The sequence below is a fragment of the Pseudomonas sp. M30-35 genome, assembly GCF_002163625.1.
GTDB lineage: Bacteria > Pseudomonadota > Gammaproteobacteria > Pseudomonadales > Pseudomonadaceae > Aquipseudomonas.
In genome coordinates this window covers 363,313-383,136 of the sequence record NZ_CP020892.1, presented here as the reverse complement: position 1 = coordinate 383,136, position 19,824 = coordinate 363,313, and the positions used below count along the sequence as shown (strand labels likewise).

Annotated in this window: 21 protein-coding genes; 7 read left to right on the top strand and 14 right to left on the bottom strand. The window is 54.6% G+C overall.

Annotated features, from left to right (window positions below; genetic code table 11):
• Positions 1-120: 120 nt before the first annotated feature.
• Complete coding sequence (locus B9K09_RS01680) at positions 121-867, top strand: NRDE family protein (protein WP_087515220.1); 747 nt, start codon at positions 121-123, stop codon at positions 865-867.
• Between the two features lie 56 nt (positions 868-923).
• Here the strand turns inward: B9K09_RS01680 and ptsP are convergent, their stop codons facing one another.
• Together ptsP and B9K09_RS01670 are read right to left on the bottom strand one after the other, a co-directional pair.
• The gene (ptsP, locus tag B9K09_RS01675; RefSeq protein WP_087515219.1) at positions 924-3,203 is read right to left on the bottom strand and encodes a phosphoenolpyruvate--protein phosphotransferase; all 2,280 of its coding nucleotides are present in this window, start codon (positions 3,201-3,203) and stop codon (positions 924-926) included.
• Between the two features lie 19 nt (positions 3,204-3,222).
• On the bottom strand, positions 3,223-3,702 hold the full coding sequence (locus tag B9K09_RS01670; protein WP_087515218.1) for an RNA pyrophosphohydrolase: 480 nt from the start codon (positions 3,700-3,702) through the stop codon (positions 3,223-3,225).
• 141 nt (positions 3,703-3,843) lie between these two features.
• Between B9K09_RS01670 and B9K09_RS01665 the strand changes: the two genes are divergently transcribed.
• A complete protein-coding gene (locus tag B9K09_RS01665) occupies positions 3,844-4,497 on the top strand; it encodes an HAD family phosphatase (protein WP_087515217.1) in 654 nt (217 codons plus the stop codon).
• Between the two features lie 78 nt (positions 4,498-4,575).
• Here B9K09_RS01665 and B9K09_RS01660 read toward each other — a convergent pair whose 3' ends face one another.
• Together B9K09_RS01660 and ilvA are read right to left on the bottom strand one after the other, a co-directional pair.
• Positions 4,576-5,016, bottom strand: coding sequence for a DUF2269 family protein (locus B9K09_RS01660; protein WP_087515216.1), 441 nt, complete (start codon positions 5,014-5,016; stop codon positions 4,576-4,578).
• 13 nt (positions 5,017-5,029) lie between these two features.
• Positions 5,030-6,544, bottom strand: coding sequence for a threonine ammonia-lyase, biosynthetic (gene ilvA, locus B9K09_RS01655; protein ID WP_087515215.1), 1,515 nt, complete (start codon positions 6,542-6,544; stop codon positions 5,030-5,032).
• Positions 6,545-6,733: 189 nt separating this feature from the next.
• Between ilvA and rpiA the strand changes: the two genes are divergently transcribed.
• Positions 6,734-7,405, top strand: a complete 672-nt coding sequence (gene rpiA / locus B9K09_RS01645; protein WP_087515213.1) for a ribose-5-phosphate isomerase RpiA — start codon at positions 6,734-6,736, stop codon at positions 7,403-7,405.
• Positions 7,406-7,749: 344 nt separating this feature from the next.
• Positions 7,750-8,082: a YegP family protein gene (locus B9K09_RS01640; protein ID WP_087515212.1), complete on the top strand. Its 333-nt coding sequence runs from the start codon at positions 7,750-7,752 to the stop codon at positions 8,080-8,082.
• Between the two features lie 124 nt (positions 8,083-8,206).
• Here the strand turns inward: B9K09_RS01640 and B9K09_RS01635 are convergent, their stop codons facing one another.
• The 5 genes from B9K09_RS01635 to B9K09_RS01615 form a co-directional block, all read right to left on the bottom strand.
• Positions 8,207-9,118 (bottom strand): SdiA-regulated domain-containing protein, encoded by a 912-nt coding sequence (locus B9K09_RS01635; protein WP_087515211.1) that lies wholly within the window; start codon positions 9,116-9,118, stop codon positions 8,207-8,209.
• 138 nt (positions 9,119-9,256) lie between these two features.
• Positions 9,257-9,604 carry a NirD/YgiW/YdeI family stress tolerance protein gene (locus B9K09_RS01630; protein ID WP_087515210.1) on the bottom strand — a complete coding sequence of 116 codons (348 nt, stop codon included), beginning with the start codon at positions 9,602-9,604 and terminating at the stop codon, positions 9,257-9,259.
• A gap of 247 nt (positions 9,605-9,851) precedes the next feature.
• Positions 9,852-10,751 carry an SdiA-regulated domain-containing protein gene (locus B9K09_RS01625; protein ID WP_087515209.1) on the bottom strand — a complete coding sequence of 300 codons (900 nt, stop codon included), beginning with the start codon at positions 10,749-10,751 and terminating at the stop codon, positions 9,852-9,854.
• A gap of 128 nt (positions 10,752-10,879) precedes the next feature.
• A complete protein-coding gene (locus B9K09_RS01620) occupies positions 10,880-11,545 on the bottom strand; it encodes a fumarylacetoacetate hydrolase family protein (protein WP_087515208.1) in 666 nt (221 codons plus the stop codon).
• A gap of 106 nt (positions 11,546-11,651) precedes the next feature.
• Positions 11,652-13,043: an FAD-binding oxidoreductase gene (locus B9K09_RS01615; RefSeq protein WP_087515207.1), complete on the bottom strand. Its 1,392-nt coding sequence runs from the start codon at positions 13,041-13,043 to the stop codon at positions 11,652-11,654.
• Positions 13,044-13,230: 187 nt separating this feature from the next.
• Here B9K09_RS01615 and serA point away from each other — a divergent pair, with 187 nt between their 5' ends.
• Positions 13,231-14,460 (top strand): phosphoglycerate dehydrogenase, encoded by a 1,230-nt coding sequence (serA, locus tag B9K09_RS01610; RefSeq protein ID WP_087515206.1) that lies wholly within the window; start codon positions 13,231-13,233, stop codon positions 14,458-14,460.
• Between the two features lie 80 nt (positions 14,461-14,540).
• On the opposite strand, the gene B9K09_RS01605 is transcribed toward serA, so the two are convergent.
• The 3 genes from B9K09_RS01605 to B9K09_RS01595 all read right to left on the bottom strand — a co-directional run bounded on the left by B9K09_RS01605 (position 14,541) and on the right by B9K09_RS01595 (position 16,203).
• Positions 14,541-14,975 (bottom strand): DUF4399 domain-containing protein, encoded by a 435-nt coding sequence (locus B9K09_RS01605; protein ID WP_087518939.1) that lies wholly within the window; start codon positions 14,973-14,975, stop codon positions 14,541-14,543.
• Positions 14,976-15,048: 73 nt separating this feature from the next.
• Positions 15,049-15,540 (bottom strand): DUF523 domain-containing protein, encoded by a 492-nt coding sequence (locus tag B9K09_RS01600; protein WP_087515205.1) that lies wholly within the window; start codon positions 15,538-15,540, stop codon positions 15,049-15,051.
• 39 nt (positions 15,541-15,579) lie between these two features.
• Positions 15,580-16,203: a 2OG-Fe(II) oxygenase gene (locus tag B9K09_RS01595; protein ID WP_087515204.1), complete on the bottom strand. Its 624-nt coding sequence runs from the start codon at positions 16,201-16,203 to the stop codon at positions 15,580-15,582.
• An 85-nt stretch (positions 16,204-16,288) separates the two neighbouring features.
• Here B9K09_RS01595 and B9K09_RS01590 point away from each other — a divergent pair, with 85 nt between their 5' ends.
• Positions 16,289-17,056 carry a DUF2059 domain-containing protein gene (locus B9K09_RS01590; RefSeq protein ID WP_087515203.1) on the top strand — a complete coding sequence of 256 codons (768 nt, stop codon included), beginning with the start codon at positions 16,289-16,291 and terminating at the stop codon, positions 17,054-17,056.
• 56 nt (positions 17,057-17,112) lie between these two features.
• Here the strand turns inward: B9K09_RS01590 and B9K09_RS01585 are convergent, their stop codons facing one another.
• A complete protein-coding gene (locus B9K09_RS01585; protein WP_087515202.1) occupies positions 17,113-18,048 on the bottom strand; it encodes an alpha/beta hydrolase in 936 nt (311 codons plus the stop codon).
• A gap of 121 nt (positions 18,049-18,169) precedes the next feature.
• Here B9K09_RS01585 and B9K09_RS01580 point away from each other — a divergent pair, with 121 nt between their 5' ends.
• A complete protein-coding gene (locus B9K09_RS01580) occupies positions 18,170-18,748 on the top strand; it encodes a DUF6436 domain-containing protein (RefSeq protein ID WP_087518938.1) in 579 nt (192 codons plus the stop codon).
• A 27-nt stretch (positions 18,749-18,775) separates the two neighbouring features.
• Here the strand turns inward: B9K09_RS01580 and B9K09_RS01575 are convergent, their stop codons facing one another.
• Positions 18,776-19,801, bottom strand: coding sequence for an AraC family transcriptional regulator (locus B9K09_RS01575; RefSeq protein ID WP_087515201.1), 1,026 nt, complete (start codon positions 19,799-19,801; stop codon positions 18,776-18,778).
• Between the last annotated feature and the right edge of the window lie 23 nt (positions 19,802-19,824).

Sequence of the window (19,824 nt, the reverse complement as noted above, 5' to 3'; positions counted from 1 at the left end):
CACCACCCCCGAAATAAAGGCGCATGGTAACGGATGCAGCAATTTGCCTCTACTTTAGAGCGATGGATGCCATGCTCGGCATTGCGTAAAGTGACAGCATCATCAACCAAGGAAGCAAACATGTGCCTAATAACCTTTGCATGGCGCCCGGAGCACGCCTATCCCCTGGTGGTTGCGGCCAATCGCGATGAATTCTACGCACGTCCCAGCGCCGCGCTGAGCGAGTGGCAAGATGCTCCTGGGGTATTTGCCGGGCGCGACCTGGAAGCTGGCGGCACTTGGCTGGGCATTACCCATAGCGGCCGCTTCGCTGCGCTGACCAATATTCGTGACCTACGACCGCCTTCTGGCTTACGTTCGCGCGGCGAACTGCCAGCGAACTTTCTCCGCGGTCGACTGAGCGCTTGCGACTATATCGAAACACTTACGGCCAATGCGGCTGATTATTCAGGGTTTAACCTGCTGGTCGGCGACGGTCAGCAACTGTGCTATTTCAACTCGATCAGCGGTGAAGCACGAGCGCTCAGCGCTGGCGTTTACGGCTTATCCAACGCCGACCTCGACAGCACCTGGCCGAAAGTCGATTACGCCAAACATGCGCTTGCCCAACTGATTGAATCGCCACAACCGCAGGCTTTGCTTGAGCTGCTCAGCGATAACCGCGTGCCTGATGACAGCACCTTGCCTGACACCGGCGTCGGCATTGCCACAGAACGCCTGCTCGGCAGCGCATTTATTGCCAGCCAGACCTACGGCACCCGTGCCAGCACTGCATTGGTTGTACAGGCAGATGGTCATTGGCAATTGCTTGAACGCAGTTTTGGTCCAAACGGTGCGCAACTAGGTGAAATTAGCCTGCAAGGCTGATTGGCGAACAGCTTTAGGTAGGTGCTCGAGCCTCGGTCAGAGGCTTGAGCTACAGCTTAGGATTGAATATCCGAAGCGGGGTTAATCATGCGACCTAAGCCCAGGTTGCGCAGCGCCAAGTGCAGGGTACTGTCGATAACCTGCGGATTATCGATGGTCATCACTTGCGCCAACAACTCGCGGGCCTTGGTCATGGTGATCTGACGCAGCAACCACTTAACCTTCGGCAAGTTAGTGGCATTCATCGACAAGCTATCAAAACCCATTGCCATCAACAGCACGGCCGCAGCAGGATCACCGGCCATCTCCCCGCAAATACTCACCGGCTTGCCTTCGGCATGTGAGTCATCGACTACTTTGCGCAGTGCTTGCAATACAGCCGGATGGAAGAAATCGTACAGGTCAGCCACCCGTGGATTGTTGCGGTCCACAGCCAGCAGATATTGCGTCAGGTCGTTAGACCCCACCGAAAGGAAATCCACCTGCCGCGCCAGATCACGGGTTTGATAAACCGCTGCCGGAATCTCGATCATCATGCCGATGGGTGGCAATGGAACATCGGTGCCCTCATCGCGCACCTCACCCCAAGCCCGGTGAATCAGATGCATGGCCTCTTCGAGTTCCTGCACCCCAGAGATCATCGGCAACAATATCCGCAGATTGTTCAGGCCTTCGCTGGCCTTGAGCATCGCTCGGGCTTGTACCAGGAAGATTTCCGGGTGATCAAGGGTGACGCGAATGCCGCGCCAGCCCAGGAATGGATTGTCTTCCTTGATCGGGAAGTACGACAGGCACTTGTCACCACCGATATCCAGGCTGCGCATGGTCACTGGCAGTGGGTGGAAGGCTTCGAGCTGCTCACGGTAAATCGCCAGCTGTTCTTTCTCGCTGGGGAAACGCTCCTTCATCATAAACGGCACTTCGGTGCGATACAAGCCAACCCCTTCGGCGCCGCGTTCTTGCGCGCGAGTTACATCTGCCAGCAAGCCGGTGTTGACCCACAACGGCATGCGATAGCCATCGAGTGTCTCGCAGGGTAACGCGCGTAATGCATCAAGGCCTTGGCTAAGCTGGCGTTCTTCCTCAACCACATCCGCGTATTGCTTGCGCAACATTTCGCTGGGGTTGGTGAACACTTCACCGTGGTAACCATCGACGATTAACTGGATGCCGTCGATCTTCGAGTAGGGTAAATCCACCGCGCCCATGACGGTCGGGATACCCATGGCGCGGGCAAAGATAGCCACGTGCGAGTTACCCGAGCCAAGCACCGAAACCAGACCGACCAACTTACCTTCAGGCACTTCGCCAAGCATCGACGGCGACAGCTCTTCACTGACAAGAATGGTGTTATCCGGATATGTCAGGTTTTGCTGGCGAGCCTTTTGCAAATACGCCAACAAGCGGCGGCCCAGATCCTTGATGTCCGACGCACGCTCACGCAAGTAGGCATCGTCCATCAATTCGAAACGATTGACGTGATCAGTCACCACCTGACGCAACGCACCCTGCGCCCACTGACCCGTCCTGATGACGTTGACCACCTCATTACCGAGTGAGGCGTCTTCCAGCATCATCAGGTAGACATCAAACAGCGCACATTCTTCTGGGCGCAATTGCGTGGCCATCTTCGCCGAAAGCGCGCGCATGTCCGCTCGAACGCCATCAAGGGCCGTCTTGAACAAGGCCAGTTCAGCGTCAATGTTTTCGATGGTTTTATCGGGTACGACTTCAAGGTCAGCTGGAGGCAGTACCACCAACGCGGTACCTACCGCCGCACCCGGTGAGCCGGGCACGCCGATAAACTTGGCCTCCTGAATACCTTTGCCTTGCTTACCCAGCCCGCGAATGGAGCCAGTTGCCTCGGCGTGGGCTATAACTCCGGCGAGCTGGGCACTCATGGTGACCAGGAATGCCTCTTCACCTTCGTCGAACTGGCGCCGTTCTTTTTGCTGAATGACCAAGACACCCATCACCCGGCGGTGGTGAATGATCGGTGAGCCTAGAAATGAGGCGTAGCGTTCTTCACCGGTTTCAGCAAAGTAACGATAGCGCGGGTGCGCGGCAGCGTTTTCGAGGTTAAGTGGCTCTTCACGCGTACCAACCAAGCCAACCAGCCCTTCATTAGGCGCCATGCTGACCTTGCCGATCGAGCGCTTCAGAAGGCCGTCTGTGGCCATCAATACGAAACGGTTGGTTTCAGGGTCGAGCAGGTAAACCGAGCAGACCTGGCTGCCCATGGCTTCCTTTACGCGTTGCACAATAATGCCCAACGCCGCCTTCAGATCTTTGGCGGCATTAACTTCCTGGACGATCTTGCGCAGCGTATTGAGCATGGCTCGACTCTAGTCTATGTCAGTCCCGCGTCAACAAACGCGGAGCGAGTTCTTTAAGGGCGCGACGATACACCTCGCGTTTAAATGTGACGACCTGACCGAGAGGATACCAATAACTGACCCACTTCCAGCCATCAAACTCAGGTTTATTGGTTAGATCCATGCGTACGCGCTGTTCATCAGCGGTTAGGCGCAGCAAAAACCACTTCTGTTTCTGACCAATACACAGCGGTTGACTGTGCGTGCGCACCAACCGTTGAGGCAAACGATACCTCAACCAGCCTCGAGTGCAGGCGAGAATTTCAACATCGCGCTGTTCAAGCCCAACTTCTTCATTCAACTCGCGATAAAGCGCGTCTTCTGGCGACTCATTATCGTTGATCCCACCTTGTGGGAATTGCCAAGCGTCCTGGTTAATCCGGCGCGCCCATAGCACTTGCCCGGCATCATTAGTCAAAATGATACCGACGTTCGGGCGGAAACCATCGGAGTCGATCACAGCGCACAACCTCGTTAACGCATGAATTGGCATTGTTCCACAAAGCCTGCAACAGCGGCAACGCGCTAGTTGGTGTAATAGGAATGACTGACAAAAGCAGCTATTCTGCTGATCCTTAAGCAAAACCGGTGAAGGTGACGTGTGCGCTTGGCTTTATTTGATCTCGACAACACCCTGCTTGGCGGCGACAGCGACCACGCATGGGGCGACTATTTGTGTGAGCGTGGCATTCTCGATGGCATCGCCTACAAGAACCGCAATGACGAGTTCTATCAGGACTATCTAGCGGGCACGCTGAACATCACCGACTACCTGAATTTCACCTTGGATATTCTCGGTCGCACTGAAATGAGCCAGCTGCAGCAGTGGCACGACGACTTTATGCGCGACTGTATAGAACCGATTATTTTGGCTAAGGCTGAAGCCCTGCTGGAGCAACACCGCAAGGCGGGCGACAAACTGGTGATCATCACAGCGACCAACCGCTTTGTGACCGGCCCTATTGCCAAGCGACTGGGTGTTGAAACGCTGTTGGCGACCGAGTGCGAAATGGCCGCGGGGCGCTACACCGGGCGCACCACGGACGTACCGTGCTTCAAGGAAGGCAAGGTCACCCGACTTAATCGCTGGCTCGAAGAAACCGGCTACACCCTGGAAGACAGCTACTTCTACAGCGACTCGATGAACGACTTGCCGCTGCTTGAACAGGTTAGCCACGCTTTCGCCGTTGACCCAGACCCACGCCTACAAGCTGAAGCTGAACAACGTGGATGGCCGGTGATTTCGCTGCGTTAAGTTAATTTCAGCGGCAATTAGCAGGCACAAAAAAAGGGTTACAGGCATGCGCCGTAACCCTTTTTTATGCTGAAGCGCTTAAACCGGCTTAGCGCCCATCAGCCCCATGATCGCGATCAGCACGATAAAGATCAGCGCCGCGTAAACCATGCAGAAGCGCTTCAAGCCTGCCGAGGCTGGCGCTCCACCCAAAGCCAGCCAGACACGCAGGCGTCCGGATAGCAACAAGCCCAGAATCACCAGCACCGCAAACAACACACTGCTCGCCAACAACCACATCTGGCTGAGCGGTAGCCCTGTCATGTCAACCATCCAGTAACCACTGAACGGCAACGTCAGCGCCAGCAAGCCCAGCACCGGCATGCTAATAAAACGCGTACGTTTGAGTTTGCGTTGCAGTACCGCTGCATCAGCGCTGCGCTGAGCCTTCCAGAGCATAAACACATGCGCCAGCAGACCGAGCAGCAGAAGTATGGCTACGGCGCTGTGGGCAATTTTTACCAGTTGATAATGTTCCATAATGTTTTACGGCCTATCCAAGGAAAAGTTTGTACGCCGGATTCTCGCTCTCATCCCAGTAGGGATAACCGATCGCATCGAGTGCTTCCGGAACCAAGTGGCGCTCATGCTGGGGAACTTGCAAACCCGCCACAACACGACCATCTGCCGCGCCGTGGTTGCGATAATGGAACATCGAGATATTCCAGCGACCGCCGAGCCTATTCAAGAAATTGAACAAGGCGCCCGGACGCTCAGGAAACTCAAAGCGCAGTATCAGCTCATCACTGACCTGCTCCGCTCGCCCGCCCACCATGTGGCGTATGTGCAGCTTGGCCAGCTCGTTGTCGGTCAAATCAATAACCGGGAAGCCTTTGCTCTGCAAGCCTTCAACCAAGGCTGCACGCGGGTCGGTTTCGGGGTGAGTCTGCACGCCGACAAAAATATGCGCCTCTTTAGCGGCATGGTAACGGTAGTTGAATTCAGTGATCTGACGCTTACCCAGCGCCTCACAGAACGCCTTGAAACTGCCCGGCTGCTCTGGAATGGTCACGGCGATGATCGCCTCACGCTTCTCGCCCAGCTCTGAGCGCTCAGCAACGTGACGCAAACGGTCGAAATTGATGTTAGCGCCAGAGTCGATGCCGACCAGTACCTGACCTCGACTGCCTTCACGGTCAACGTATTTTTTGATGCCGGCAACGCTTAGCGCACCCGCAGGCTCGGTGATGGAGCGGGTGTCATCGTAGATGTCTTTAATCGCCGCGCAGATTTCATCGGTGCTGACGGTAATCACTTCGTCGACATAATCCTTGCAGATATCAAAGGTGTGCTTGCCGATCTGGGCAACGGCGACACCATCGGCGAACAACCCAACCTGCCCCAATACCACTCGCTCGCCTGCCGCCATGGCGGCTTGCAAGCAGTTGGAGTCATCCGGCTCCACACCGATAATCTTGGTTTCCGGGCACAGGTATTTAACGTAGGCCGCGATACCCGCGATCAAACCGCCGCCGCCAACCGGGACAAACACTGCGTCGATCTTGCCTTGGTACTGACGCAAGATTTCCATTGCCACGGTGCCTTGGCCAGCGATGGTGTCCGGGTCATCGTAAGGATGAACGTAAGTGAAGCCCTTTTCCTCGACCAGCTTTAGCGAATGCGCCAAGGCTTCAGGAAAACTATCGCCATGCAACACAACGATTCCGCCACGCGAACGCACGCCATGAACCTTGATTTCCGGCGTGGTCCTGGGCATCACAATGGTGGCTTTCACCCCAAGGTGCTTGGCCGCCATGGCCAAACCTTGGGCGTGATTGCCCGCCGATGCGGTGACTACGCCACGCTCACGCTCAACATCACTCAGTTGAACCAGTTTGTTGTAAGCGCCGCGAATCTTGAACGAGTAAACCGGCTGCAGATCTTCACGCTTAAGCAAAATCTTGTTGCCCAGGCGCTCTGAAAGTTGAGGAGCGGCTTGCAACGGCGTTTCCACCGCTACGTCATAGACGCGCGAGGTCAGGATTTTCTTAACGTATTGTTCGAGCATGGTCTCTATCGCAGGCGGGTTCCAATTGAGCTCCCGAGTCTACCCCACGGCGGCGGTGCTAGACCACACGGAATCTGAGGCCATGGACAAGGGTTGCGACGCAACGTCAGCACAATCAGCGCGAGGTTTTGCCGCACATACCGCTATAATCAGTGCCTATTCAATCTTCAACTCAGGCTTTGAACCGTGATGACTCAGGACCAACTCAAGCAAGCTGTGGCGCAGGCTGCTGTCGACCATATCCTTCCCAAGCTGGACGCCAAGAGCGTTGTTGGCGTGGGCACGGGCTCTACCGCCAACTGCTTTATTGATGCACTGGCCAAGCACAAAATGGAATTCGATGGTGCAGTTGCCAGCTCCGAAGCCACCGCAGCCCGCCTCAAAGGTCACGGCATCCCGGTGTACGAGCTAAACACTGTCAGCGACCTGGAGTTTTACGTCGACGGCGCCGATGAAAGCGATGAGCGTTTGAACTTGATCAAAGGCGGCGGCGCAGCACTGACTCGCGAGAAAATTGTTGCGGCTGTGGCCAAGACGTTTATCTGTATCGCCGATGCCAGCAAGCTGGTCCCGGTGCTTGGCGCATTTCCACTGCCGGTCGAAGTCATTCCGATGGCGCGCAGTCATGTCGCCCGTGAGCTGGTCAAGCTCGGCGGTGACCCGGTGTATCGCGAAGGCGTAGTCACGGATAACGGCAACGTAATTCTTGATGTATTCAATATGCAGATCGTTAACCCAAGCGAACTGGAGGCTCAAATCAACGCGATCGTCGGCGTTGTCACCAATGGCTTGTTCGCCGCGCGCGGCGCCGACTTATTACTGCTGGGAACCAGCGAAGGGGTCAAGCGTCTGACTCGATAAGTGAACTTACGGAACCTTTGAAAAAGGTAGCGAGCGACGGTAGTACAAGGCGCAACTACCAACGGGAGTAACAGCCAAAGGCTGGCCCGAAGGGCGAGCGCCAGCGAGTCAAAAAATGCGAAAAAGCGACCGGGGTCGCGCTCGACTTTACGTGTTGTAAATGAGCATTTGATTCGCGTTGCTCACCCCTTCGGAGCCGCACTAAAGTGCGTTCAGCCTAAAGGCTGTGAGCGTTTTTAACGCAGTAATATCTAGCGCAGTAGTTTTTTAGAGGTTCCTGAGCTGGCCGGATGGCAGAGACAAGCTAGACTCGAATTGTCTCTACCCCGACCAAGGAGGTCGCAATGGCCAGCAAATTTCATCTGAAAAAAGCTAAAGACGGTCAGTTTCACTTCAATCTGTCAGCAGGTAACGGTGAGATTATTCTCACCAGCGAAATGTATAAAGCCAAGGATTCGGCACTCAATGGCATTGAGTCAGTCAGAAAGAACTCGGCGCGCGAAGGTGCTTTCGAGATCAAAACATCTAGCAATGATAAGCACTACTTCGTGCTCAAATCGACCAACGGCCAAGTCGTCGGCCAAAGCCAGATGTACAGCACTGCCGCGAGCTGTAAAGGCGGTGTTGAATCGGTGCAAAAGAATGCGCCCATAGCTGTGCTCAACGACGAGAGCTAAAACTCTGTAAGCAATGCCCAACAATAAAAAGCCGGTAGCTCTGTTTGAGCACCGGCTTTTTTATGACTTCTGGGGTTGTTGTGAATTCTGGGATGGTTGTGACTTCTAGGATTGTTGAACTGCCCTAGTTTGTTTTTTTCTCGAAGACATAGAACAGATTAGGCTCACTGATCAAATACAGCACGCCGTTATCATCCATTGCGACACCTTCGGCCTGTGGCACCGACGCCTTCAAGCCATGCTGGCGGCGCAGCAACGATAAAGTACTGATCGGCTTACCATCGGCGTCGAGCTCAATAACCAGGCTGGACTCATCAGAGAGCGCCAACAGATGGCCCGTTCTCTCGTCGAACTGCAGGCTGGACAAGTCACGCACAAACAAACCCTTGTCGCGCTTGATGTTATCAGCCACATGCACTGAATACTTTTCCTCGGCATTGGTCTCGGCAAAGCCGGTTATTTCAAGAATCCGCACGGGGTCACGCTCTTTGGCAACATACAAACGCTTGCCAACCGAGTCATACGCCAAACCTTCGAAACCTTTATTACCACTGCCCCCAACACTGAGCGAAAACTGCTTGGTTTGATCAGCGTTGATCTGCTTAGTGTTGTCATCAATTTCTACCCGCAACAGCCGTTGGCGGCGCTCATCGGTGATAACGAACACATTAGGGCGAATGTATTCAACCGCCTCGGCATCACCAAAACCGACTAAATCAATGCGTCGCAGAACCCGTCCATCAAGCGATAGCTCAATCAACTGGGGTTGCGTATTGGTGACGGTGAACAAGGTGCGTCTATCAGGATCGAAAGTCAGGGCTGAGATATCGTCTTCCAGACCCTCAATAACCTTGGCCTCAAGACTGACTCGATAATCCGACAACCAGATTGCATCCGTTTGACTACTGCTGGCAGATGTCGCGTTAAACCAAATCCGTTCAAACAAGCGAAACTGCTGGGCGGCTACCGCCAGCAATATCACCATCAGTACCAATAAGGTCAGCAACACACGTTTAACCGAGAAAAAGGAACGCATGTTTGTGTTTCTCAGAAATTGCACATCAAAAACGCCGCCCAAATTTCTCTTGCAGCAGCGTACATCTACTTTCAGGCTGACTCCGAGTGCACTTAATCAAGTACACCCGGAACGCCAATCACAAAAAACTAGCTTGGCTTACTTAACCAGTTCGACGCGGTCGACTTCAATTTCAACGCCGCTACGACCCTGATCAACTTCACCGACTAGCTTGACGGTGGCTTTGTCGTCAACGCTTTGGCTTGGCCAGTCTTCATCGTCGATTTCAACTTCGACAGTGCCGGTCGAATCTTTAAAGGTGTAGTGCTCGCCACGCAGACGTTCGACAATCTGACCTTGCAACACAACCTGAGTGTCATCAGCAGCCTTCACTGCTTCGGCGACGGTGGTCACTTGAACATTGGCGCTAGGACCGTTGTAGCTCTGAGCCATAACGGCAGTGGAAAACAGGGGTGCAATAAGCAGTGCAAGAGTAGTGCGTTTCATAGTCTGAATCTCTAATCAGTGAATGACAGGGTCAGATTAACCAGCGTAGCTGAAGCCTTGCTGAATTTTGGCTTAAGCCAAACTTAAGGAGCCTCTGAAAAAGGTAGCGAGCGACGATAGTACAAGGCAAAAAAGTGCGAAAAAGCGACCGGGGTCGCGCTCGACTTTAGTTGGCCTAAATGAGTATTTTGAGCAGTTTTTTAACACAGTAATATCTAGCGCAGTAGTTTTTCAGAGGTTCCTTAAATTAATCGTCGCCAGCATCAGACTTACTCAGCACATAAAACAGATTGGGCTCACTGATTACATAAATGTCGCCATCAGCACCAATAGCCACACCCTCGGGTTGCTTGATCCCCCAACCCAAGCCATTGAGCCCGGTGGCAAAACTAATAAAACTACGCGGCCTGAAGTTGGCATCCAGCTCAACCAACACGCGCGATTCGTCAGACAGCATCAACGAATGTCCGGTACGCGGATCAAAACTCACCGAAGAAATATCGCGGACAAAAACATCATCAATGTTCAGTTCTTGCATGCCCTGCGCAGGACCGCTTTTACTCGGCAGTGGCATGCTGAAAAGGCCACGGGGGTCTCGCTCTTTAGCGAGCAGCAAACGTTGTTGACGACTGTCCCAACCCAACCCTTCGAAGCCTTTGTTACCGGCATCAGGGAATCCCAAGTCAACCTGAATCTGCTGCCGAGCATCAACCTGGGTGGTGCTTGCCGTTAATGAGAAAATCGTTAGCGTACGCTGACGCTCATCGACAATTGCCATCAAGTCACCAGAAAGCACTTCGACACCTTCCGGGTTTTCAAGCCCTGTCACCGGGATACGCCGCAGCACATCACCTGTCAGCGACAACTCCACCAACTCGGTATGCTTACCCAATATGGTAAATAAGGTGTTGCTACTGGGCCGGTAAGTCAGGCCGGAAACCTCGCCCTCTTCAAGCCCATCAATCGCTTTATCGGATAGGGTTACGCGATAGCTGGGTAACCAAATGCTCGACGCTTGCACCTCGGCATTGGCTTGCAGCTCTTTGATATAGAACAACGCTCGTTCATCCCAGCGTTGATAGAGCCCCACACTGACAAACACCACAAGCATTAAAAACAGCAGGCTGCGACAGACAGTGCTGAACATCTTTGAGCTTTGGGGCACCGCAATTACTCAATAAAAACGATACCGCTCAATCTAGGCGTATCCTAAAGTTCAAATACCGCTCAACGCGCATCCCTGCACATATTAAGAAAGGTGTTCAGGGCCAAGCATTAGAGGACTTGGCTGTTAAAACTGCTCAGGCCAACCAGTTCAAGCTGCAGGTCATCGCCCTTATTCAGAGGGCCTACGCCGACAGGAGTTCCGGTGAGGATGACATCGCCAGGTTGCAGATTAAAGTGACCGGCCATGTTCTGGATCATTGGCACGATCGGATTGAGCATGTCGCTGCTGTTGCCGTCTTGGCAGACTTCGCCATTGATGCTCAAGCGAATCCCAATGTCGGTCAGATCAGTAATCGCATCGCCGCTGACAAAAGGTGCTAATACGCAGGCGCCATCAAATGACTTGGCGATTTCCCACGGATAGCCCTTTTCTTTGAGTTTGGCCTGCACTTCACGCAGGGTCAGGTCCAAAGCCGGAGCGAAGCCTGAAATAGCATCACGTACTTCTTCGCTGTTCGGCGAACGTGACAGCGGCTTGCCAATTAACACTGCAATCTCGGCTTCGTAGTGCACCGCACCACGGTCATCCGGAATGTTGAAGCCACTGTTGAGTGGCACCACGCAACTGCCCGGCTTGATAAACAGCAGCGGCTCGGTGGGAACGGGGTTATTCAGCTCTTTGGCATGCTCGGCGTAGTTACGGCCGATACACACCACCTTACCCATTGGAAAATGAATAGTGGTGCCGTCGATATATTGATGCTGGTAGCTCATGAACACTCCTTAAAAGGCAATACAGTCCAGCGAGTCTGTTGCAAGCAATGCTGACCAACAGCACCTGGCAATAGTGAGCGCTGTTCAGCGTTGGCTAAACAGTCACTCAGGCGAAAATCTTACCGGGATTCATGATGCCATTCGGGTCAAACACCGCTTTGATGGCTTTCATGTAAGCAATTTCAGCTTCGGAACGGCTGTATCCCAAATAGTCACGCTTGGTCATACCGACGCCGTGCTCAGCGGAAATCGAGCCGTTGTACTTCTGCACGATCTCGAACACCCACTTATTAACAGTTGCGCACTTGGCGAAAAATTCGTCTTTAGTCAAATTCTCCGGCTTGAGGATGTTCAAGTGCAGGTTGCCGTCACCGATGTGGCCGAACCAGACGATTTCAAAGTCAGGGTAATGTTCACCGACGATTTCATCGATATCATGCAAAAACGCCGGGACTTTCGAGACAGTCACCGAAATATCGTTTTTGTATGGCGTCCAGTGGGAAATAGTCTCGGAGATATATTCGCGTAGCTTCCACAGGTTCTGCAGTTGCTGCTCACTCTGGCTCATCACCCCATCGAGCACCCAGCCTTGCTCAACGCAATGCTCGAACGTCTCAAGCGCGGCATTGGCAACTTCTTCGGTGCTGGCTTCAAATTCGAGCAACGCATAGAACGGGCAATCGGTTTCAAAGGCTGCCGGCACATCACCGCGCGCCATGACTTTGGCCAGGGCTTTATCCGAAAAGAATTCAAACGCGGTCAGGTCGAGCTTGTTCTGGAAAGCGTGCAGCACCGGCATTATCGAATCAAAATCAGCCGCACCAAGCACCATCGCAGTCAGGTTCTGCGGGGCGCGGTCAAGACGCATGGTCGCTTCGACAACAAAGCCCAGCGTACCTTCGGCACCGATAAACAGCTGGCGCAGGTCGTAACCCGTGGCGTTTTTGATCAGGTCTTTGTTCAGCTCAAGCAATTCGCCGGTGCCGGTCACAACCTTGAGTCCTGCGACCCAGTTGCGGGTCATGCCGTAGCGAATAACCTTGATACCACCGGCATTGGTGCCGATATTGCCGCCAATCTGGCTCGATCCGGCAGAGGCGAAGTCGACTGGATAGTACAAACCCTGCTCTTCTGCGAAGTTCTGCAGTTGTTCGGTGACAACGCCTGGCTGACAGACCACGGTGCGGTCAAATTGGTTGAACCCCAGAATTTGATTCATGTAGTCAAACGAAACCACAACTTCGCCATTGGCTGCGACGGCAGCAGCAGATAAACCGGTGCGGCCGCCAGATGGCACCAACGCAACGTTGTTCTGGTTCGCCCAACGGACGATGGCCTGCACCTGTTCGATACTCTTGGGAAAGACGATAGCCAGTGGCGCCGGGGCAAAATGCTTGGTCCAGTCCTTGCCAAACGCTTCAAGGGAATCGGCGTCCGTCAGGACTTTTCCGGCTTCAACTAAGGATTTCAACTCATCAATTAGGACAGGACTGGTCATCTACAGAACTCTCAAACGATTCATGGTCACCCTGAGCACGCTTCATCTGCCAAGGTAGGTGTTTCGCGGGGTACGTATGCTAGCATACGCACCCCGTTAACCAGTGCCCAGCACTAACCTGCGGGCCTATCAGCAGTCACTGCTGAGAATTTTCCTGACACTCTATTGTGGGACAACAGGTACTCCGATGAGCAAGACCTCTCTCGACAAGAGCAAGATCAAGTTCCTTCTTCTCGAAGGCGTCCACCAAAATGCCGTGGACACTCTGAAGGCTGCCGGCTACAGCAATATCGAGTACCTCACCGGCTCGTTGCCTGAAGCCGAACTGAAGGAAAAGATCGCCGAGGCCCATTTTATCGGCATCCGCTCACGCACCCAACTGACCGCAGATGTGTTTGATTGCGCAAACAAACTGGTTGCAGTCGGCTGTTTCTGCATCGGTACCAACCAGGTTGATCTCGACGCTGCGCGTGAACGCGGTATCGCCGTGTTCAACGCACCGTTCTCGAACACCCGCTCGGTTGCCGAGTTGGTGTTGGCGCAAGCAATTCTGTTGCTGCGCGGTATTCCAGAGAAGAACGCCTCTTGCCACCGTGGCGGCTGGATCAAAAGTGCAGCCAACTCGTTTGAAATCCGTGGCAAGAAACTGGGTATCGTCGGCTACGGTTCGATTGGTACACAGCTGTCGGTGCTTGCAGAAGCACTGGGCATGCAAGTGTTCTTCTACGACGTAGTGACCAAGCTGCCGTTGGGTAATGCAACCCAAATTGGCAAGCTGCATGACTTGCTGGGCATGTGCGACATCATCTCGCTGCATGTTCCTGAGTTGCCATCAACGCAGTGGATGATTGGCGAAGAAGAAATCCGCGCAATCAAGCACGGCGGCATCTTGATCAACGCAGCACGCGGCACGGTGGTTGAGCTGGATCACTTGGCGACAGCAATCAAGGAAGAACGCTTGATTGGCGCTGCCATCGACGTGTTCCCGGTTGAGCCACGCTCGAATACTGAAGAGTTCGAAAGCCCGCTACGCGGTCTGGATCGCGTGATCCTGACGCCGCACATCGGTGGTTCGACCGCCGAAGCGCAAGCCAACATTGGTCTGGAAGTGGCTGAGAAGCTGGTTAAGTACAGCGACAACGGCACCTCGGTTTCGTCGGTCAACTTCCCAGAAGTGGCCTTGCCTTCACATCCAGGCAAGCACCGTTTGCTGCACATCCACGAGAACATTCCGGGTGTGATGAGCGAAATCAACCGCGTATTCGCCGAAAACGGCATCAACATCTCCGGTCAGTTCCTGCAGACCAATGAGAAGGTTGGTTACGTGGTCATCGACGTCGACGCAGATTATTCCGATCTCGCATTGGAAAAACTGCAGCACGTAAACGGCACGATCCGCAGCCGCGTTCTGTTCTAAGAACGCGCTAAAGCGCACTAAAAAGGGAGGCCTCGGCCTCCCTTTTTATGGCTTACTGCGCGGATTGCAATCCGGGCAATCTACTTAACCGTAACGGTGATCTTTTCCGACAGCACTGGTGGATCCAGTGGCACGTGGTTTTTATCGCCCACCAGCAATTGCAAGGTGTGCTTGCCCGGTGCGAGGGTCAGCTCGGTTTCGGTTTGGCCTTTACCAAAGTGAACCAGGTTTTCGGTAGCCGGTAGCGGTGCATTCATTGCGGGCAGCTTATCGAGGTCAATCAACAAATGATGATGGCCGGTTTCTGGCGCATCAACACCGGCTGGAGCCACACCCATGCCTTTCAAACCAAAACGTACGGTGAAGGTTTTATCGACCGTGGCACCATCCTTCGGCTCAATAATATACACCGAGGCATTTTCCGGAGCGGCTGTACGTGGCACTTCAGCGATAGCTGCGAAACTGGCCCCGAGCATGGCAGCACTTAGAGCGAAAGCAGGCAGTAACTTATTCATCATGAACACCTTGTGGATTGATTCATGCGATTGACGCTGCTTGAGACAGGTTTGTTCCCTGCAAACAGCAGCTCTAGTTTAGTTCAAGCTCAGCAAGCATCTGCATTGCCGCGCCTAACTGTTCTTCGTTAAACACTGTAACTCCCGCACGCCGTAGCTGAGCGGCCGTCACACCTTCACCGGCGACCTTGGTACCGCTAAAGCTACCATCATAATTCTCAATATTTCCGCACGACGGGCTGCGCGCTTTTAGCAGCGCCATTCGAATACCGTGCTGCTTTACCAAAGCCAGTGCCTGCTCGGCACCTGAAACGAATTGAGCGGTGAAGTCTTGGCCGTCAACACTGATCACCGGCAACAAGCCGTCGAGCACTTGTCCACCTTGGCCACTGGGAATTTCTGCAGCCGGGCGCGGCGTCGGCAAGCCACCCGCAACCTCTGGACACAGGGCAACAACACGGCCTTCAGCCTGCCAGCGCGCCAGAACGTCATAAGGCCCATGCGCACCGCCGTCATAGCGCACCCGATGGCCCAACAAACAACGACTGACTAGGATTTTGTGCATGGCTGACCTCCAGCATTGATGTATCGCAAGCCGCTTGCCCTAAAGAGACGAGCTGCCACGCCGACGAAACCAACCGGTTAACGACAACCGCTCGCGCTGAGCGGGTAAAACCTCGTGAGGCATACCGGCAGAGAGAAAGATCACCAGCACCCCGGCTTGCGGCTGCACATCACACACCTGTCCATCAGGTAGATGCAATCGCAACTCGCCGCCCTGCTCTGCTTGCCACTGCTGGTTGAGGTACAACACCACTGAAACAGCCCGCCGATCATCGTCACGAAAGCGGTCTACATGCTTTTTGTAGAATGCCCCCGGTGGGTACAGGGCAAAATGGCTCTCATAATCCTCAAGGCCCAGATACAGGCCTTGATTGATCGCCTGGCGCAGCGACTCGAGTTTCGCTAAGTACTGGTCGCACGCGTGAGATTGCCCCGGCTCTAACCATTGAATACGGTCACCACGGATGCCTTCCTGAACCGCTTGGCGTTGGCCACGGCCTATACTCGCAGGCAGCAATGTACCTTGCGCTGCACGTTTGCGGCACTCTTCTGCTAGTTCGAGGGTCAGAGCCTGTGTGAGAAAATCAGGCTGGAGTGACCAGCCTTGCTCGGCCAGGTCGTCGACTATGCTCGAAAGCTGCTCTGGGGACGGATATTCAGACATGCAGATATTCTATCAGCGCCGCTTCTGCTTCTCGACAAGCATCGACTGGCCAATGAAAATAGCCGCACGCCAGACAGGAGTCTTTATGCGCGCCCTATGTGTTGCACTTTTTACGCTTATTAGCCTGCCAAGCCTGGCAGCTTCTTCAATCGAGCTTTATCAGGTTGCGGGTTGGCCTGAACAACGCGCGCACTTCAACGATGCCCTGAGCGCTGCTCAAGCGCGTTATCGCAGCACACTGCCGCCTGCGGTTTACCAGGCATTGGTCGACAACAGCAACAAACGGTTTGCCCCACAAGCCATGGATCAGCGTGCGCAAAAAGCCTTGCAAGACAACTTGGCAGACCCAGCGCCAGCAGTGACCTTCTTCAATTCGCCACTGGGCAAGAAAATAGTCGCAGCAGAAACCCACGCGACCAACAAGGAGCAACTCGCGCGTTACGCCAATGGTCTGCCACAAGTAGAGGCTTCTGACACCCGTCGTTTGCTGATTGGTCACCTGGCGCAAGCCTTGCCAGCCAAGGAAGCGGGTGCGGAAGTTAGCCTGGCGCTGGCTGGGGTAGCGGCAGACAGCCTCAGTCAGATGCTTCCAGGCCTGCTCGGCGGCGGCGCGGCGCAAGCGCTACTCAGCTCACAACGACAGAACTTGATGAGTCAGATCGGCGCAGAGCTGGATAACACCTTGCTGTTTGTTTATCGCGACCTGAGCGATGCTGAGCTCGAGGAGTTCGTAAGCTTCGCTCAGTCGGATGCCGGTAAAACCTATTACCAAGCGGCACTGGCAGCGATGCGGGCAGGTTTAGCTGTCGGCCAAAATACAGCGGATCTCGCTCCTGCCCCGCAAGGTATTTAACACGCCGCCTGCTCCCGGCTAACCGCAAGACGTGCCAGTGGCGTCTTGCAGTTCTGCTACTTGTGCAATTGCTCGGTCAGAAACGCAAAGTACTGGTCTCGGTAGGACTGCGCCTCATTGGCCATGTGGTGACGCGCTTCGGGCAAAAGCAGAACTTTCGGCGCGCTGAACTTAGCGTCCAACATCGCCAGGTTGTGCTGCCAATCGACAGTCATATCACCCTCACCTTGAACAATCAGCGGGCTTCGCGGACTGCGCACTGTCGCCTCGATATCCGGCACCCAGCGGATTAGCGCGCCAACCCAGGCGGTGGGTAAACACTGCGGTTGCAGTGGGTCACGGTGATGCAGAAAGTCGATAAAATCTGCATCGTGCGAGTTTTCGGTGAAACGTCGTGAAATCTTGCGCACAAACGGCTTGAGCGCGCGATAACTCAACTTCGACCAGCCCCAGGCCCGAGGCCGCACCAAGGGTGAAAACAGAATCGCCTGGCCGATTTCGGCACCAGGATTGCCCGTCAACAAGTAGTCGATAACGATTGCGCCGCCGGTACTCTGGCCGAACAGATGCCAGGGCTGCGGCAAATCAAGCTGAGCAGCCTGCGTCAAAGCAGCCTTGAGCACGACTTGGTACTCAGCAAAGGCACCAATGCTGGCACGCGCTCCGCTCGACAGGCCATGCCCCGGCAGATCAAATGCCAGTACCGCGAAACCTTCACTCAGTGCCCACTCAATCACGTGGCAATACAGCGCCGTGTGATCGTAATAACCATGCAGCAACACCAGCGTTGCCTTGGGTGCTTGCGGCCACCAGGCCTGAACGGCAATGCGATAACCGGCAGCATCAAAGAAACCGAGCCGCACCTGCTGCGCCGCTAGCTTGTCGAGCCCATAGAACGATCGATACGCTTGCTCCTGCGGCAGACTCATGGCGGCTGCGGCTATGGGTCGCAGACCAGCGACCACGCTGTCAGGGTTGAAACGCTCTGGCATTGGGCTTTCCATGATAAGTAGGCGTGTGGCGCAATTATTTCACGTCACTGGTTACGCTGCGGATATTTTGCTGCCGGGCGCATCGTGGCAAGCTATACGACCATTAGAAAGCACAGCCCCCATGCCAGCAGCTCGCCGTAAAACCATCATCGTCAGTATCGCCGCCGTTGCAGTGATGATCGCACTATTGTCGGCGTTCTTGTGGTTTGAGGCACGCTACCTGCGTGCATTCAGCGAGCGCACAGCCATTTTCACGGGTGCAGATATACGCTTGCCCGCTGCTATCGCAGGTCCGGGCCCTATTCGCCTGGTGCACTTCTGGGACCCAGCATGCCCGTGCAATGTCGGCAATCAACAGCATTTGGCCGAGTTGGTCGAACATTTCGCGCCGCAAGGCGTTGAGTTTTACGCGGTGCAAAAACCCGGAACCAACGGTAATTTGCCGGAAACACTCAGCGCATTAAAGCCCTTGCCGCAACTGCCGGGCAACGAAAAGCTCCCCGCAAGCCCGGCGGTAGCGATTTGGGACCGAACCGGCAAACTCGCCTACTTTGGCCCTTACAGCTCGGGACTGACCTGCAATTCCAGCAATAGCTTTATTGAGCCAATTCTTGATGCTCTGGCTGATGGACGCTCAGTCAGCGCCAGCAATAACATGGCGGTTGGCTGTTTCTGTGACTGGACCGCGACCGCTAAATAAATAGCGGTGCGCCAGTCAGCGATACGCTCAGCGCAAACCTTTATGTTTGGGCGTCCCACCCTGCCAGCGCCTGAACGCTCGGTAGAAAGGTGATAACTCGGCAAAGCCGCACGCACGCGCAACATCACGCGTGGCCATGCCTTGCTCAAGCAGCGCCAGCGCACGCCGCCTGCGCACCTCATCGTGGAGCTGACGAAAACTACTGCCCTGCGCCGCCAAATCCCGCTGCAACGCCGTCGGTTTGAGATTCAACGCCGAAGCGCATGGCTGCAGACCACACAACTGCCGTCCTAGATTGGTTTCCAGCCAGTTGCGCACACGGTCGAGTAACAAGTTCTCGCTCAACTCTGCCAGTTCTATCGTCGCCTGCTTGCTCAGCAACTCGAACAGGCGCGCATTAGCGCTACGCGAAGGCCGTGCAAGCATTGCCTGAGGAAATATCAACGCGTCGTGGCGCTGCCCGAAGCGCGGAGTAATGCCAAACAGACGCCGATGCTCACTGATAATGCGCGGCTGTGGATGACGAAACTCAACCCCGCTAAGACTGAATTCATCATCGGTCACGCTACTCAACTGCTTTTGCCAAAGAAGCGCCAAGCACTCAATTTGCTGACGCAGCGAGCCGACACCTCGATAGTTGAGGTCGATAATCAGCCGAACACTATCGCGCTGCTCTTCAAGCCGCGCAGCAAATCCGCCCGAGAGAATGTGCTGAAAACGCACAAAGCTTTCCAACGCCTGACGCAAATCGCGACTGGCCAATAGCAAGTAGCCCACCACATCCATCGGTCGCGGTTTCATCACCTCGCCCAAATGCAGACCGATATCCACATCGCCGGTTAACTGCTCCAGCGCCTGCCAAAAACGCGGCGCGTGATCATGTTCATGGCGGCTATCGAATAAAGGCGGCGCTAGGCGCGCACCGTCATAGGCGCGTCGATAAGTATCGGTCGGGTCGAAGCCAAGGCTGCTCAAACCCTCATATAACAGACGGCGCATAGTCGCCGAATGAGTCAGGCTGATGGCGGCTGGCAGCTGCTGTTCAACAGTCATATGCGCCTTGTGGATAAACGACG